The sequence below is a fragment of the Oceanobacillus oncorhynchi genome (assembly GCF_000821065.1).
In the GTDB taxonomy this organism is placed as follows: Bacteria; Bacillota; Bacilli; order Bacillales; family Amphibacillaceae; genus Oceanobacillus; species Oceanobacillus oncorhynchi.
In genome coordinates, this window is sequence record NZ_CDGG01000001.1 from 1,194,298 (window position 1) to 1,210,220 (window position 15,923).

19 protein-coding genes, 1 tRNA gene and 1 pseudogene are annotated in these 15,923 nt (G+C 36.5%); 14 read left to right on the forward strand and 7 right to left on the reverse strand.

Features of this window, described 5'->3' with window-relative positions:
- Positions 1 to 23: 23 nt before the first annotated feature.
- From BN997_RS22115 to BN997_RS05465, 6 genes are all read left to right on the forward strand, one after another.
- Positions 24 to 4,889 carry a phage tail protein gene (locus BN997_RS22115; RefSeq protein WP_052484920.1) on the forward strand — a complete coding sequence of 1,622 codons (4,866 nt, stop codon included), beginning with the start codon at positions 24 to 26 and terminating at the stop codon, positions 4,887 to 4,889.
- Positions 4,886 to 5,338: a hypothetical protein gene (locus tag BN997_RS05445; RefSeq protein ID WP_042530371.1), complete on the forward strand. Its 453-nt coding sequence runs from the start codon at positions 4,886 to 4,888 to the stop codon at positions 5,336 to 5,338. The genes BN997_RS22115 and BN997_RS05445 overlap by 4 nt, the downstream gene beginning before the upstream one ends.
- Positions 5,328 to 5,582 (forward strand): hypothetical protein, encoded by a 255-nt coding sequence (locus tag BN997_RS05450; RefSeq protein WP_042530373.1) that lies wholly within the window; start codon positions 5,328 to 5,330, stop codon positions 5,580 to 5,582. The genes BN997_RS05445 and BN997_RS05450 overlap by 11 nt, the downstream gene beginning before the upstream one ends.
- A gap of 68 nt (positions 5,583 to 5,650) precedes the next feature.
- Positions 5,651 to 5,944, forward strand: a complete 294-nt coding sequence (locus BN997_RS05455; RefSeq protein ID WP_042530375.1) for a hemolysin XhlA family protein — start codon at positions 5,651 to 5,653, stop codon at positions 5,942 to 5,944.
- 5 nt (positions 5,945 to 5,949) lie between these two features.
- On the forward strand, positions 5,950 to 6,213 hold the full coding sequence (locus BN997_RS05460; protein WP_042530377.1) for a phage holin: 264 nt from the start codon (positions 5,950 to 5,952) through the stop codon (positions 6,211 to 6,213).
- 57 nt (positions 6,214 to 6,270) lie between these two features.
- Positions 6,271 to 7,038 carry an N-acetylmuramoyl-L-alanine amidase gene (locus tag BN997_RS05465; protein ID WP_042530379.1) on the forward strand — a complete coding sequence of 256 codons (768 nt, stop codon included), beginning with the start codon at positions 6,271 to 6,273 and terminating at the stop codon, positions 7,036 to 7,038.
- Between the two features lie 75 nt (positions 7,039 to 7,113).
- Here BN997_RS05465 and BN997_RS05470 read toward each other — a convergent pair whose 3' ends face one another.
- From BN997_RS05470 to BN997_RS05480, 3 genes are all read right to left on the reverse strand, one after another.
- Positions 7,114 to 7,602 (reverse strand): DUF2798 domain-containing protein, encoded by a 489-nt coding sequence (locus BN997_RS05470; protein ID WP_042535808.1) that lies wholly within the window; start codon positions 7,600 to 7,602, stop codon positions 7,114 to 7,116.
- A 314-nt stretch (positions 7,603 to 7,916) separates the two neighbouring features.
- Positions 7,917 to 8,930: an Abi family protein gene (locus BN997_RS05475; RefSeq protein WP_042530381.1), complete on the reverse strand. Its 1,014-nt coding sequence runs from the start codon at positions 8,928 to 8,930 to the stop codon at positions 7,917 to 7,919.
- A 261-nt stretch (positions 8,931 to 9,191) separates the two neighbouring features.
- Positions 9,192 to 9,401 (reverse strand): hypothetical protein, encoded by a 210-nt coding sequence (locus BN997_RS05480; protein WP_042530383.1) that lies wholly within the window; start codon positions 9,399 to 9,401, stop codon positions 9,192 to 9,194.
- A 304-nt stretch (positions 9,402 to 9,705) separates the two neighbouring features.
- Here BN997_RS05480 and BN997_RS05485 point away from each other — a divergent pair, with 304 nt between their 5' ends.
- Positions 9,706 to 10,206 (forward strand): Panacea domain-containing protein, encoded by a 501-nt coding sequence (locus tag BN997_RS05485; RefSeq protein WP_052484921.1) that lies wholly within the window; start codon positions 9,706 to 9,708, stop codon positions 10,204 to 10,206.
- A 2-nt stretch (positions 10,207 to 10,208) separates the two neighbouring features.
- A complete protein-coding gene (locus tag BN997_RS22120) occupies positions 10,209 to 10,823 on the forward strand; it encodes a hypothetical protein (protein WP_052484922.1) in 615 nt (204 codons plus the stop codon).
- Between the two features lie 48 nt (positions 10,824 to 10,871).
- Here BN997_RS22120 and BN997_RS23130 read toward each other — a convergent pair whose 3' ends face one another.
- The 3 genes from BN997_RS23130 to BN997_RS05500 form a co-directional block, all read right to left on the reverse strand.
- Complete coding sequence (locus BN997_RS23130; protein ID WP_175297015.1) at positions 10,872 to 11,015, reverse strand: hypothetical protein; 144 nt, start codon at positions 11,013 to 11,015, stop codon at positions 10,872 to 10,874.
- The gene (locus tag BN997_RS05495; RefSeq protein WP_042530385.1) at positions 11,012 to 11,218 is read right to left on the reverse strand and encodes a hypothetical protein; all 207 of its coding nucleotides are present in this window, start codon (positions 11,216 to 11,218) and stop codon (positions 11,012 to 11,014) included. The genes BN997_RS23130 and BN997_RS05495 overlap by 4 nt, the downstream gene beginning before the upstream one ends.
- A gap of 370 nt (positions 11,219 to 11,588) precedes the next feature.
- Entirely contained in the window at positions 11,589 to 11,987 is a 399-nt protein-coding gene (locus BN997_RS05500) for a hypothetical protein (RefSeq protein ID WP_042530387.1), read from the reverse strand.
- A 118-nt stretch (positions 11,988 to 12,105) separates the two neighbouring features.
- On the opposite strand from BN997_RS05500, the gene BN997_RS05505 reads away from it, so the two are divergent.
- The 5 genes and pseudogenes from BN997_RS05505 to BN997_RS05530 all read left to right on the forward strand — a co-directional run bounded on the left by BN997_RS05505 (position 12,106) and on the right by BN997_RS05530 (position 14,704).
- On the forward strand, positions 12,106 to 12,321 hold the full coding sequence (locus tag BN997_RS05505; protein WP_042530389.1) for a hypothetical protein: 216 nt from the start codon (positions 12,106 to 12,108) through the stop codon (positions 12,319 to 12,321).
- Positions 12,321 to 12,554 (forward strand): YolD-like family protein, encoded by a 234-nt coding sequence (locus BN997_RS05510; protein WP_042530391.1) that lies wholly within the window; start codon positions 12,321 to 12,323, stop codon positions 12,552 to 12,554. Before BN997_RS05505 ends, BN997_RS05510 begins: the two co-directional genes overlap by 1 nt.
- Positions 12,555 to 12,610: 56 nt before the next feature.
- On the forward strand, positions 12,611 to 12,835 hold the full coding sequence (locus tag BN997_RS05515; protein ID WP_042530393.1) for a hypothetical protein: 225 nt from the start codon (positions 12,611 to 12,613) through the stop codon (positions 12,833 to 12,835).
- Positions 12,836 to 13,006: 171 nt separating this feature from the next.
- Positions 13,007 to 14,163: pseudogene (locus BN997_RS23135) on the forward strand (IS3 family transposase).
- A gap of 268 nt (positions 14,164 to 14,431) precedes the next feature.
- Complete coding sequence (locus BN997_RS05530; RefSeq protein ID WP_244882333.1) at positions 14,432 to 14,704, forward strand: hypothetical protein; 273 nt, start codon at positions 14,432 to 14,434, stop codon at positions 14,702 to 14,704.
- Positions 14,705 to 14,921: 217 nt separating this feature from the next.
- Here BN997_RS05530 and BN997_RS05535 read toward each other — a convergent pair.
- Positions 14,922 to 14,997: transfer RNA gene (locus tag BN997_RS05535), tRNA-Arg, on the reverse strand.
- A gap of 270 nt (positions 14,998 to 15,267) precedes the next feature.
- On the opposite strand from BN997_RS05535, the gene clpP reads away from it, so the two are divergent.
- Entirely contained in the window at positions 15,268 to 15,852 is a 585-nt protein-coding gene (gene clpP / locus BN997_RS05540) for an ATP-dependent Clp endopeptidase proteolytic subunit ClpP (protein ID WP_040978891.1), read from the forward strand.
- Positions 15,853 to 15,923: the final 71 nt, after the last annotated feature.

Below are 15,923 nucleotides of genomic sequence, written 5' to 3' on the forward strand. Positions count from 1 at the left end.
TCGGATATGAAAGGAGGAAACTGATGGAATTATATATCTTTAGTCAATATGAACAACCATTAGCAGTCATATCTGAGGACACCGGACTGATCGAAACGCATTATCGTATTGAAGTAAATGGCTTACCAGATGAACCTTTCGCATTTACTATCGAATCTGAACATCCTTTTGCCGAACACATCAAAGAAGAAAACAGGGTAGTCTTCAAAGACCATGAAGGCGACTGGCGGCTGATGACCATTAAAGAAATTGATGATATTAATAGCTCTTCTGGACCAAACACAATAGCCACTTGTGAACCTACTTTTGCAGCAGAATTAAACGATCATATCATAGTTGAACGTCGATTTGTTAACCAAACAGCTGATGTTGCTTTAACAGCTGCAGTTAATGGTACTCGATGGGTAGCGAAAGTAGAAGTGGAACTCGGAAGAGCTACAACTAACTTTTATTATATATCCAGCACTGAATCTATTTGGAAGACTATTGATGTTTGGGGCGGAGAACTTAAAGATGTCGTTGAATTTGATGAACAAACAAACGAGATTAAAGGCTGTTATGTGAAAATTATTCAACGTTTAGGAACTGAACAAGGCCAAAGATTTGAAATTGACCATAATACTACTGAAATAGGTCGTACGGTGCTTAGTTATCCCAAAACCGCATTATATGGACGCGGGGCTAGCCTTGAAACAGAAGGCGGAAGCAATACTAGGTATATTGATTTTGGCGATGTGGAATGGCGTACAAGTCGAGGAGACCCTGTTAATAAGCCGTTAGGTCAAAAATGGGTAGGAGACCCGGAAGCACTAGATAAATACGGAATACTTGAAAATGGAGTAAAAAGGCATCGTGATGGAGAGTTTAGCAATCAAGACTATGAAGACCCAGAAGAGCTATTAAAAGCAACATGGGAGGCTTTGCAAGATGCCAAAAGACCAGAAGTTAATTACCGATTATCCGTTGAATTATTTGACGAAAAAGTCAGCCTAGGAGATACATGCAAGGCAATAGATAGAAAGTTTGCTAGACCAATAGAAATACAAGCGCGTGTCATTGCAATGGAATATGACCTAATGGATATCGAAGGCACAATGGTCGTAGAGATGGGGCAGTTTCTTAATTTAGGAGACGATTTTAACGACCTCAATAAGAAAATAGAGGATATAAAAAATAATCCTCCAAAGCAACAGATTACAGAAGGAAGCTACCCTGACCGTAAGCCTTCAACACCTGTTAATTTGGAAGCCTATGGCGGTATGGAAGTGATACAACTCTACTGGGATTATGCCGACGAAATGTTTATCAATCACTACGAAGTCTATGGCAGTCGAACAGAGGACTTTGTACCAGATACGCAACATTTACTATGGCGCGGCGATGTCAGTGCCTTTGCTCATACGGTCGGTACAGATGAAGTCTGGTATTACAGAGTAAGAGCAGTTAATTATCATGGGCGCCCGTCTGATTGGTCTGTACAAGTTCGAGCGGCTACCGACAGAGTATTAACCGAGGATATTATGTGGGGACCAGAGCTAGCTGAAAGAATGCGAGAATTACACCGCGTCAGTGACATCATTGGCGAAAATGGCGTTGACCTTGACCAAATCAGTAAGGAAGCAAAAGACCTTCTTGAACAGCAAGCACGTATCTATACGGATGAAGAAATTGAAGCAACTAGAAACGATATCCTTAGTGAATTGGACACACGCACCGATTATCTTGATGACCAAGTGATTGACTTGAATAATAGAGCTGATGGGTTGGTTAGCAGAGCCAATGATATTGACGATTTACTTTATGAGCATGGCGGTAAGTTTTCCAGTATCGAGACTGAAATAGATACCGTAAATAATCGCATATCTGCCAGTATTGAAGAAATTGAGCGCATTGATGATACGGTCACAAGTAACAGCTTAGAGTTAGAGGCTCATGCTAAATCAATCAGCGCCAAGTTAGATGAGCTGACTTATACGAGGGATAAGGAAGGTATCTTAGAATCCATCGAGCAAAACACTTTAGAAATTGAAGCCACCGCAAAAGGTTTAAATGCTAAAGCTGATGCTACTATCGTGGATGAAATTGAAGATACGGTGACAGGGCATACCACCGAGTTGGAATTGTTAGCCGCAGGATTAAGGAGCAAGGTTGAGGAATCGTTTGTTAGGGAAGCTATTGGAGACATTGAGATTGGGGGAAGGAATTTAATTATTGGTACGAATCCTTCCAGTATTTCAGAAGCTAGAGAAAGCTGGGTTGTTGGTAGTAGAACAGAATTGGTGGAAGGATATACCGATGGTGTCAATGGTTTGGTTAATTCCAGAAGTGAGCCGGCGAGTGGAAGACTATTCCTTACAAACCGTACTCTTAGAAATCACAAGTTAAAAAGTGGAGAAATTTACACTTTTTCTGGTTGGTTTTACATTGATTCTTCTATTAGTTTAGATAACGGTGCTAATCAAATTTTAATTAGAACATATCTTGAAACTGGCTCTTTCTCTGATTCGCATGTAAAAACAATCAATGTCAGCGAATATGATTACGATACTTGGTATCGTTTCGAAATAACAGATATAATCCCGGAAGGTTCTAATGGTTTATCAGAGCCGCGTTTCGGCCTTCTTAACAGAGGATATGTTGTGATGAGTGGATGGCAAGTTGAAAAAGGTAACAAAGCGTCTGATTACCAACAAGCTCCAGAAGACATCTTGTCAGTTCAAGAGAATCACCGTACACTAATCGACCAGAACAGCCGAGAAATTGCATTACAATCCGATTCAATAATTGATATGGACGGTTTAATCAAAGATGCTCATGCGGAAATCAGTGTAATGTCCGACGAAATCAGCGAACGTGTTACCAAAACTATATTTGAAAATGAGACTGGCTATTTAAGGCAGTCTATTAGTGATGTGCGACAGTTTGCGGAGGGTATTGAGACTACTGTTAGTAATATTCAGATTGGTGGAAGGAACTTATTTGCGTATACACAAGGCGTAATCAGTTACGAACCATATAACACAATTAATGAAGTTACAGAGACTAAAATATTGATCACTATTAATCGAGATTTAAGTATAAATAACTTAAACCTAACTATTCGATTAAACAGCTTCACAAATATTCAACAACCCAATACGCAATATACAGTTAGTGGCATTTGGTCGCATAATGGCGTTCCGATAAATAAAGATTTTTTCAGAAATAACACCTTTAACACCAATCCACACATGAAGCAAGAAAGTATAGATATAAATGAAGATACTGGGTATGTGGTAATTACTTTTCGGACAGGCGACAGTCCTTATAGTTATCTATTCCACACAGGCGTTTATGCGGATACTGGTGACACTTTAGAAATAACAAACATGCAAATAGAAAAAGGCAATAAAGCCACAGACTGGACACCTGCCCCAGAAGACACAGACCAACGAATGACAGATGCAGAATCACGCATTACTCAATTAGCAGATGAAATCGATTTAAAGGTAGATGTAGATGGTATTGTATCATCTATCAATTTATCTGATGAAGGCATAAGGATTAAAGGAAACTTAATACACTTAGATGGAACCACATTAATAAACGATGGGGTTATTCAGAATGCCCATATTGCCAACGGCACAATCGAAAGAGCTAAATTAGAAAGAGCCATTATCGGCACAGCCCAAGTTGAAAATGGAGCGATTACCAACGCAAAAATTGCCAGCCTTAACGCTGATAAGATTAATGCGGCTAGTTTATCTGCGATCTCAGCGAATATGGGGACGGTAACGGCGGGTAGATTGCTATCCAATAATAACAACATGGACCTTAACTTAAATACTGGTAATCTGACGATGCGGAATGCTGATTTTACTTTAGGTGGCGGAGCTAGTATCCGTTTTACTGACCGGTATAATTCTCTAACTTTTAACCGTGAAAACATTACTGCAGGCGTTGGTTTTGACATGGGTACTTCAGGTAATCCGATTGTATTTATGGGCAGTGCCTACCCAAGATTAACCACAAACGATTACAGCTATAGCGGATTAATCATATCATCCCAGCATTCGCAAACGAATCATGGCGGTTGGTCATCTATCGTGAGCCGTAACTTTATGTTTAGGGATAGAACAGACTACAGCAAAGCAATTCGGATTGACTTAAACAGCGCAAGACCACGAATCGTACCATCGTATACCGGGTCTTATAATTACGATTTAGGAAGTGCCAATAACAAATTCGATACGTTGCATGTCAGTCGTATACAAGGTGCTACCGTTTATGTTTCAAACCCTGTCGGTCAAGGCGGATGGGCTATGGAAACACAGCCTGAAAGCGGAAGTATTTCCATGACATTCCGGGGCATTAACTCTGGCCTGAATAATTTTGTTTATAATCTGGGGTCAACCGCTAATCCATTTAACTTTGCGCGTATTAATCACCTTAGACCTCAAAGTAATAGCGTGAGCAGTAGTATTGGTGATTCCAGTAATCGTTACAACTATGTGTATACTAATTCCTTGTTTGAAGGGTCGGACGTACGAATTAAGGATAATGTCACTGATGCGAAATTAGGGTTGGCTTTTATTAATGATTTACGATTAGTAGATTATCGTTTGATAGAAACTGAACAATATAAAAATGGCGTCATTGCACAGGAATTAGAACAGGCGCTTATTAATCACGGTGTGGATATAAATAGGCAGAGCATGGTATCTGCTGATGATGAGATTATGAGCGTGGCTTATAACCAATTAATCGCACCGACCATCAAAGCAGTCCAGGAATTAGATAGGAAATTAGAAGAAGAAATCAACTGGCAGAGGATAGAGTATCAAGCGTTGAAAAATAAAGTAACCAAATTAGAAGATAGAATAAAACAATTAGAGGAGAGTGCAGCATGACAATTAAACTACAAAACAAGGATTTAAGAAACGTAGCTGATTTTCTGAAAAACACATTATCCGTAAAAGGTAAGAAAAACGTTCACCGTATGCGGGTAGTTAAGGCGATTGCAGATAAGGACAAGGAGGTGAGAGAGGAAGAAGTTACACTCCTCAAAGATTATGCCAAGTTGGATGATGAGGAGGAGATTATCTTCCTTGATAATGGCCAGCCAATAATCAAAGAAAAGAAAGAATTTAATGAAGCTCATAAGGATTTATTTGAAGAGGAATTTGTGCTGGATGATAAAAACCTTGAATCATCATTGAAAACCGTTGAAAAGTTAGTCAATGACTTTGATAAAGAGCTATCCGGTCAACAGGCGGAAGCTCATTTTATTTTAGCGGAAGCATTTGAAAACGCTGAGGAAGAAGAAACTAAAGAGGAGGAGAATGATAATGATGAGTAATTACGAATTTAGAGAAACAGGCTCACGCAACATTGAACGGGACGGCGAGCAGGTTAGATTAGTCAGTTTTCGAGGTAATTCACCGATTGAAGGCGATGACAGGGAACGACTCAATATTGATGGAGCGATTGTTGTGCAGATAACGGAATATTTCCAAGCTGGTATAGATGGAGAGATTCCAGAATTGATTAAAAATAAGGTTGTCGAGCGATTGACAGCACGTGAAACAGAAAACGCTGAATAAGCGTTATTTTTTATGGGGTTAGCGTATCGCTGGCCTCTTTTTAATGTTTAGTTGTTAGGGGGTCAACCATGCCGAATAAAGAGGAGATGGGAGACATGGATGCTTGGAAAGATAGAATACAACAAGATGTGAGTGATTTAAAAAGTAACTATCATCTTATAAAAAAAGATGTGGAAGGTTTACAGCGCAACGATATACGGCAGGACAGCCAGATAGAAAACATGCAAAAAACGCTGTCTGCTATCCAAGAAGATACAAATTGGATAAGAAGAAAGATTACTGGCGCTATTATTACAGCAGTTATCACAGCGGTAGTTGGTGGAGTTGTCGGTATAGCTGTATCACAAATATGGGGAGGCTGATTTAAATGAAAGAGAAACTACAGAAAATCAATAACAAATGGGTGCGGTTAGTTGTGTTTGTAATTGTGGCTGTCAATTCCGGATTTATGATGGCAGGTTATGAGTTGCTTCCATTTGATAATGACCAGATTGTAACTGGATTATCTATTTTTGCAATGATTTTAAGTGAAATCTGGAATCACTGGAAGAACAACAGCTATACAGGAGAAGCACAGGAAGCAGACCGTATTTTAAAGGCATCAAAAGATGATAAAGCAAGATGGAAATAAAGAGTAGCTGCGGCTGCTCTTTATTCTATATAAAAAAATTTTAGGAGGAGTTTTATTATGGCAAAAATTTATTTAGATCCAGGACACGGCGGAACAGACCCAGGTGCAGCTGCAAACGGATTGCAGGAAAAAGTTCTTACTTTAAAAATCGCCCTAAAGACACGAGATATTTTAAATCGTGATTATGAAGGGCATAGTATTCGTATGAGCCGCACAACAGATAAAACAGTATCACTGACTGCACGCACGAATGATGCAAACAGCTGGGGTGCTGATTATTTTGTATCTATTCATATTAATGCTGGAGGTGGCACGGGCTATGAAGATTATATTTATAATGGAAGTGTATCTAATAACACAATAACCTATCGTGATAAACTGCATGCAGAAGTTATGAAGCAAGTTGACTTTAGAAACCGTGGCAAAAAACGTGCTAATTTCCATGTGTTACGTCAGTCGAGTATGCCAGCAGTTTTAACAGAGAATGGCTTTATTGATACCACAGCAGATGCGAATAAACTAAAGTCTGATGCTTACCTTGACCGCATCGCATTAGGGCATGCTAATGGCATTGCACAGGCTTTAGGTTTAAAACGTAAATCAGGTGGCGGTGACGGCAAGCAAGGATATGTTGAGGTTATCACACCGTCCTTATGGACTTACAACACTGCCAATTGGGATGATCGTGCTGTTATTGTTAATCAAGGAGAAGTTTTTACAGTGGCTAGAGATAAATTTAAAGTTGGTAATGGATATATGTATCAGCTTAAGAGTGGTTTGTATATCACTGCTAGTACGCAGTATGTAAGGTATTACACTAAGTAAGAAATAAAAACACCCCAAGTGTTAGTTTGTACTCTAACATTTGGGGTTAATACCTTGTGAGGAATGTTTTGTATTTCATACAATAATGTCGCTTTTACTTCTTTGAACATATCTCACAAATATAAAACGCACTAGTGGTCCCATAATAATAATCTGTAGAGGTAATGCTATAATCAAGTTCTTACCGAAAATTGCAAAATAATCTGCTGCAACCACCGAGTTAGAATTAAAACCATTATGAATATAAGTTGATACTAATCCATAAATAGACATAAAAAACGCCATTCCTAAAACCATGCATATTGATATAGCTAGGACTGTGTAAATTTTCTTATTCGTATTTACAGTCAAATTCAATGCTACCTTTTTAGCGTTAGGTCCTACTATAAACATATCAAGTATAAAAGCAATAATAAACCCGATTAAAAAATCAGTTATCCCTTCTATTAAAGTCATTTCCCCGATTGTTCCATTAAGGTAAAAATTATATATAGTCATAACCAATACCATCCCAAAACACATTATTAAACCAAATTGTAAACTTTCTTTCTTAGTTGTTGGCAATTCCATCATCCCTTCTTTCTTCTTACCTTAGTAAGTATAGAGAAGAAAGAATCTTCTAGTAAGTGAACTTTTTGTGAACAATATACTTACAGAAAAGAGTGTTTATACATTACGTCTGAGTAAGGTGTTTAAAAATGGTAAAAGAGTAAAAAGCCCTAACGATTGTAGAGTTACATACATAGAATGCTCTGTGGGATATTTGGATTTGCTTTGGCAATTGGGGCTCAATGGTCAGACCTCGTATAGTCAATTGCGGGCGTCTTTCTTTTCGCATAAAATAAGCCCTTCACGGTGTGAGGGGCTTTGACAAAAATTTATTGTTGAGGTATTTCTACCGAACTAATATGCATTGCCTTGTCAAGAAGTTCAATATAATTATCTGGAAGGCCCATTTCCTCTAAAAGGGTTTGATATTGCATGTATCCACCTTTTTTATAATCATTTAAGTAACCCTCTAATTTTACTCTGAACTCAAGTAAACCTCTATAGTCCGATTGAAAGAAGTATAGAGATGCTATTAGTAAAGCAGATATATCATTACGCCCTTTTCCTCTCTGATAAGCTTTTTTAGATATGTTAAGTCGTTCATGAAATTCTCTATAATACGGAAGTGATATATCTGCTTTATAAGTATAAACTCTACCCCCGTGTGCGCACCAATTTCGAAATTTATTAAATAAACCTATTGCTTTTGTGAAAAAGTTCTTATCAAGCTCTGTTATATTTTCTTTAGATATTATATCACTGAGAATCTTAGATTTAACCCCTGGCATAGATAATTTATAAAAAATTTTAAGTTCACCAAATGTCATATCTTTTACCAAAATCCAAGGAGGTATATTGCGATACTTATTTCGGTAGTATATAAGCGGCTCAACTTCTGGTTGATTAATTTTTTTATTAAGTCTATCAAGTAGGTTGTCTCTTTCGTATTTATTATTATGCTTTTGCTTTACTCCAATTCTGTAATTATTTTTATTCAAATATGCATCAGATTTTTCTCCGTAAAAATGAGAAATACTGTGGGAGATGCTTGAATAGAACACTGCTTCAATATCTAGAATTAATTCCAATGTCATGTATCTCAATTGTCTGTCGTAATTATACAGATCTAAAATATCTTCAAACGTTACATCTTGTATGTATTTTTCTTCTTCCGAATCTCCTCCAACTAAAAACATATTTTTGTAACCATTAATCAAATCATAGTATGTAGTTCTGAGTAGCTTCTTTTTTACAAATTCCTTATTATTTATTATTAGTCCTCTATTTTCTAATGTTTTTATCTGATTATCAATAGGTATATAAGGCTTGGATTTTTCACTCATTTGAATTCTCACCTCCTTACTACCTATTGTAAATGTATTTCAAAAAGAAAAAAACCCCCAACATTCTGTTAGGGGTTTTTCAGCCAAACGATGGCTCTTTAATTTATTATACTCATAATAACGCTTAAATATAGCTTAGTCAATAAAAAACAGCTAATTATTTCGTGAAACCGAAATTTTTTTCTCATTTGAGTATATAATTTATGCATAATTGCGTAAAATATTCGTGCGTAAAAGGGAACCACTCATATAAATAAGCCTTCACGCTTGTGGGAGCTGAATAATAACTACTTCACCAGACCTATCCTCACAAATCCGATCACATTCTTCTTTGCTAGGCGTTTTCTCATACTTGCGATGTTTGCGTACAGCCACTACAATTGTTATACCCTCATCGAAATCATTTTCTATTCGTTCCATATCTCTCACTGTACCAAATCCGCAGATATGCCCTTTAATTATTTTTTCCATTAAAAATCCCCTCCTATAGTAATAATCGTTTGAGAGGAGAGGAAAGGGGCATATAAATAAAATTTTCCCTCAATAATGGAAGATATAAATCTAGCACTAAAAAAATAATTATCAATTGAATTTATGTTACAAATCAGCAACTTTTTTTACGTTTTTGTTCCATCTAGTATTTTTAAATGCTATCATATACATAAAGAGGGACAATTTTAACTATAATTGATTAATTTGTTCAACAATCTACCGTATGTTGCATAAGTTCATTTATAAACGGAAAGAACTATGTATAAAAAGGCGGTGTTTGTTTATGAAAATAAGAAAAATGATATTTTTAAGCGAGGGGAGAAATATGCATCGTACTGATATTAATACAGTAGCTAATTTCTTTTTGTCATTAGGCGATAAAACGATGACACATAAGAAATTACAAAAGCTTTGTTATTATTCGTATTCATGGGGTAAAGTGTTTTTTGATGAAAGTATATTTAAAAATAAATTTCAGGCTTGGGTGCATGGACCTGTTGATCCTGTTTTGTATGGATTATATAAAGAGAATCGTTGGCATCCAATCCAACAACAGAGTGCGCCAGAAATTAATGATGAAGAATTAGTGGAATTATTACAGGAAGTCTACGATAGTTATGGACATTTATCCGGTGATCAACTTGAAGCTCTTACACATGAAGAATTGCCATGGAAAGAAGCTAGAGCGGGTCTACAACCATACGAACCATCAAGAAAATTAATTGATGAAGTTACAATTATGAACTACTACAAAAAAATGCAAGAGGAGTTACAAGACGATTAGAAATGGGTAAAGCCAAAAGAAACATTAATATACCGAAAGCTAAAGAACCTGATCAGCTAGCAAATAAAGGGAAATTATATTCATACTCACAAAATGAAAAAATCAAAGGAATTAATGAAGATAATGTAGTTTTTTCTTGGAAATTTTTTGATCGAAAACATGAATTATTCAATTGCGGAGCTACTGAAAGTGGATGGTTTATTAGCCTATTCGATATTTTATATCAAGTATCAGATATGGCTTACATAGAATTTAGACAGCAAAGAAATAAGGGTTTGAGGGTTCATCCTCACGATTGGAAAGACACTACTGCAAAATTTGATCTTGACGATAATTTGCTTGAACAACTAGAAGAAGATAACGCTTGTATCCAATTTTCTGTTTCTCAAGCAAAAGGTCGTGTTCATGGTTTTATGATAGACAATATATTTTATATTGTTTGGTTGGATAGACATCATAATCTATATCCTTCTGAAAATCACGGTGGTATTAAGAAGTATCAAGCTCCATTTACCCCTTTTGAACAACTAGAAGAAGACATGAGACTTTATCAAGTTGAGAACGCTAAATTAAAAGAAGAAATCGATGCTTATGAAAAACTTTTAGAGGAGTATTAAGAAATTATATAAAATAATTAATTCAAGAAATAAGCCCCAAAAAGGGGCTTATTTAAATAACTTCCTAATCCCTTTACCAGCAGTCCGACCCGTCACACGTCTTCCAATCCGTTTACCTACTTTACCTTTCTTCACAGCGTCAACGTCATTCCAGATACGGAGAAACTTATATATGCTTGATTTAAGACTCATTTTTCTTCCTCCTTTATTTCTTCCCATAAATCATTCAACTTCAAAGCATTCTCCAGAGATAGCTTTTTGATTTCTATTTCTTTGTTTTTCAATCTGCCCACGGTACTCCGATTAATCCCTGTTCGTTGTTGGATTTTATAAGCAGTAATTTCTGAAGCAAGCAACTCCTCAATGTTCTTTATAATTTTATGCTTATCACTCATTATCCATCTTCTCCAATTCTTTTTGCATTTTTTTAATTTTGTTGTTTAAATAAAAATTGTAAACAGCTAATGCTCCAGCAACACTCAATATGATTATCATAAATGTTAAAAACATAATATTAATGTGGTATACTTAGAATTAAGAAGGGAAGGGGGAGGGTTAACCTCCGCGCCTTTTTCTTCTTTCTTCTTGCCTCAATCTTTTAAGTTCTAACCGTTTCTTCTGGGCTGTCAACCAAAGATTATAAACCGTTAGACTTGCTATGATTGAGGCTATTATTTTCTCTAAGTAATCCACTTGTTCGCCTCCTTTCTATACTTTAATTATAACACACTAGTTGCTTGTGCGCAACGTTTATTTGATAAGTTTTTATTTTCTTTTGTCGTACCAATCCAAAGGATTCATCATTTCGACGTTTCTTATTTGTTCAATCGTACAGCTAGTCTTTCTCCCGTCAATCACATTCAAAAATATCCTGCCATTACCGTATCCGGCTATTTTACATAGCACATCCTTATAATAACTTCCGTTTCGCATAGCGTTGGCCTGAATAGCAATAGGTACATCATTTATAAATGCCCTGTGCAGCATTTGTGATATTTCCATTTCCGACATTTCTTCCTTGCCTTCAATAATCTCAAATTCATCTTCGATGTTTTTCATTGCGTCTGTATGATCTGATAACATCATTCCCTGCCATTTTAAAATTCCGCGGTCTTTATATCCTAACTGGTCAGGTGTAACTCTGGTTATATTGTATCCTTCCACTTTAATCGCCCTTCCTATTTCCAAAGAATAACAGTACACTTGTTCTGTTTTTGTGATATACTAATATTATAACCAGAACAAATATTCGTCAAACGGCAATTTTTGGAGGTGGCTTGAAATGGTCGGATTGCTTAATAAGTCGTTATACGAAAAAGAGAAAATCATGATTTATTATATTGATTCTGATGGAAAAGTCAGCCAGCGCATTATTAGAGTAGTGGGTATAGATGAAGAAAAGGTGCTGGCGTATTGCTACTATAGAAAGCAGGTTCGCAGTTTTAAGTTAGAAAATATCCTGTCTTGTGGCCAAATAAAAAGGAGCGTCGGGGCATAATGCAAAAACCAGTTTTGGATTTAGATCAATTAGAGTATAACGGTAGTATGATATATGATGCACATAAGCAAAGGAGAGAGGTTAGAATAAAATATTTTGATAACGAATTTAAAGAAATTACCTGTAGCATAATTAAGCCGATGAGCGTATGGGATATGGATATTAAATGTTCTAATAGTGAGGGTGAAATTGAGATGCCCTTCAATTGGGTTGTTCAGGTAGAATCCGTTTAAAAGAAGGATATTTGTCCCTCTTTGTCGTATATGTAGTGTAAAAGGAGGGGAGAGTGATGGAAAGGTATAAGTTAACTATTCCATTTATTGATGAAGAAGGGGAAAGATTTATTGAAGCCACTGACTTAAGAATAGGTATTACATATGAGTTCTATGAAAGCGAATATAAGGCGCTAAATTACCTTGAAACAATACGTGTGAAACGATTCGTACTTAAACGTATGCACTTGATTAGAGCAGGTGTGTATGATGATGAAAATACACAGCGGACTTTAGGATGAAAAGAGAGAGGGAACGAACCCTCTCTCTACTCTTTATTTGGTTATAATTTAACGTTCACCCACGTATTATTTTTAGCCCCAACCTAGACCAGATTTGATGTTAGTCTAATAATTGGACATACCAAATGGGGATTTTTATACTAAATATAATAATCTTTAGGAGTGTCCAGGATGGTAAAACGATATGATAAAGAATTTAAAGTATATGCAGTAAAATTGGTAGTGGAAGATGGAAGAAAAGCAACCGAAGTAGCAAGAGAATTAGACTTAGTACCCCAGACGCTGCACAAATGGGTAGCCAGGTACAAGGAAGAACAAGAGGATAGTTTTGTAGGTAGCGGAAACCGCAGCCCCAAAGATCAAGTGGAATATGAAAAAGATAAGCGAATCCGTGATTTGGAAGAGGAGGTAGCTATCTTAAAAAAGGCAATGGGCATCTTCGCCAAAAAGTAGAGGTAATCTATGCATTTATCCATAAACACCGCCACGAATTTCGTGTCGAGAAGATGTGCCAAGTATGAGGTGTTTCCAAGAGTGGCTATTATGAGTGGAGAAATCGTCCTGTCAGCGATCGAGCCAACCGTAAACAAAAACTGACGGCCCGAATAAAACGTGTATTTATTGAGTCGAAAAAAAGATATGGAAGTCCTAAAATCACGCAGGTTTTACGTGGTGAAGGGACACCTGTTTCCCAAAAAACAGTGTCTCGTATTATGAAAGAAAATGGCTTGCATTCGAAAACGGTGAAGAAATATAAAGCGACAACGAATTCCAAGCATTCGCACCCTGTCTATCCGAATTTACTAAACCAAAATTTCCAGGCAGATAAACCAGGAAAAGTATGGGTAAGTGATATAACTTACATTTGGACCAAAGAAGGATGGCTGTATTTAGCGACCGTAATGGATTTATTTTCTAGAAGGATTATTGGCTGGGCAATGAGTCATCGGATGACCAAAGAATTAACACTCACAGCTTTAAGAAGGGCTATTAATCAGCAAACGCCGCAAGAAGGCTTGATTCATCATTCCGATAGAGGCAGTCAATATGCAGCTAAGGAGTATCAAGCACTAATAAGAAAACATCATATCATCACAAGCATGAGCCGGAAAGGCAACTGTTATGACAATGCTTGTATCGAATCATTTCATAGTGTGATTAAGAAAGAATTAATCTTTCATGAAGATTATCAAAGCCGAGAAGAAGCAAAGCGTAGTATCTTTTCTTACATCATGACATTTTATAATTCCAAGCGAATTCACTCAACGATTGGATATATATCACCAATAGCGTATGAGAAAATGTATCTGCGCAAGATAGCTTCATAGAAGAATATCATTAGCCTCTGTGTTAAAGGAAGGGGCGTACTTTCCCCTTCCTTTAACACAGAGGGGAGCAAGCGGAGCGCGGTAGGAAATTAAAAAATTCACCATTTCTATTGTCCAATTTATTGACATAGATCCAGATTCTATCATAAGTCTATACTTTAAGATACTCTTTATTATGTTTTGTTTGATAATTTAAATTCTGCTAACATTTATTATAGAAGGGAAAATTCTTTCTAAGTAGAATATAAAGTATATAGGAGGTGAAAATTTGTTTCCAACTGGAGAGATAAAAATTTCATTAGATGAGAAAGCTTTAAGAGATTTCGTTGAACAAGAAGTTAGTAAGCAAATTCATCAGCAATTGGTGCTTGTAGACATCAATAAATTAGCTGAGGTCACTTGTATGTCGGTGAAATATTTGGAAGATGAAATTCTTCGTGATCCAAGAATGAGGGTACATGAGGTCCGTAAGAATAGAAAGCGTTGGTGGATTGCACAACCAGCATTTAAAGCAATAGTGGACATTGTGTCTGAATGGTAATTAAAAAAATAATACGTGGACAGGCGTTGCAGGGATAAACCATGCATAACGGTACATAAAAGGATACAGTAAATGATTTTATAGAACAGACTTAAATAGAGAAATAAATTAATTCGAAATACGAAGGTTTGCAATTCGTTTGCAAACAGCATTGTTACATAAAAAAAGACAAGGGTAGAATCACTTTCTAACCCTTGTCATTATTGGATTTATCTAGCGCGCCCAGAGGGATTCGAACCCCCGGCAAACCTGGTACCGGAAACCAGTGCTCTATCCAGCTGAGCTATGGGCGCATCTCATTGAATTAAAAACACAATCTTAATTATACATAGGAAGTTCCTTTGAGACAAGTCCTTTTTATATAATTTAGATGAAAAATTATTTTATGCGTCTTTCAATAAGTTTAAATGGTTCATGTTTAACAAACATAAAATCGGGAAGGATGGTTAAAGTAGAAATTTGGTGAAACTTTTTGTTTGACCTTCATTGACCAATGAGCTATCATATAAAGTATAGAAAAAATCATCAGCCATTAACGTTGGCAACTTAAGGAGGATTTTTAAATGAATTTAGTACCTACAGTTATTGAACAAACAAATCGTGGTGAACGCGCATATGATATTTACTCCCGCTTATTAAAAGACCGGATTATTTTACTTGGCAGCGGCATTGATGACAATGTAGCCAACTCTATTGTAGCACAGCTTTTATTCTTAGAAGCAGAAGATCCAGGAAAAGATATCTCTTTATATATTAATTCTCCTGGTGGTTCTATCACAGCTGGTATGGCTATTTTTGATACCATGAACTTTATTAAGTCAGATGTATCTACCATCTGCATCGGTATGGCAGCTTCTATGGGTGCTTTCCTGCTTAATGCCGGAGAGAAAGGCAAACGTTTTGCATTGCCAAACAGTGAGATTATGATTCACCAGCCTTTAGGCGGTACGCAGGGACAGGCAACAGATATTGAGATTCATGCAAATCGAATTATCGAGATTAAAAAACGTATGAACCGCATCATGTCTGAAAATACTGGTCAGCCTTTAGAAGTTATTGAACGTGATACAGAGCGTGATAAATTCATGAGTGCAGAACAGTCTAAAGAATATGGCATCATAGATGATATCTTTGAGCGCAAAGCGTAAACATTAATAAATCATGAAATCGAAAAAAACAGGCTAGGGTGACCTTAGCCTGTTTTTTACGTGCAATTTCT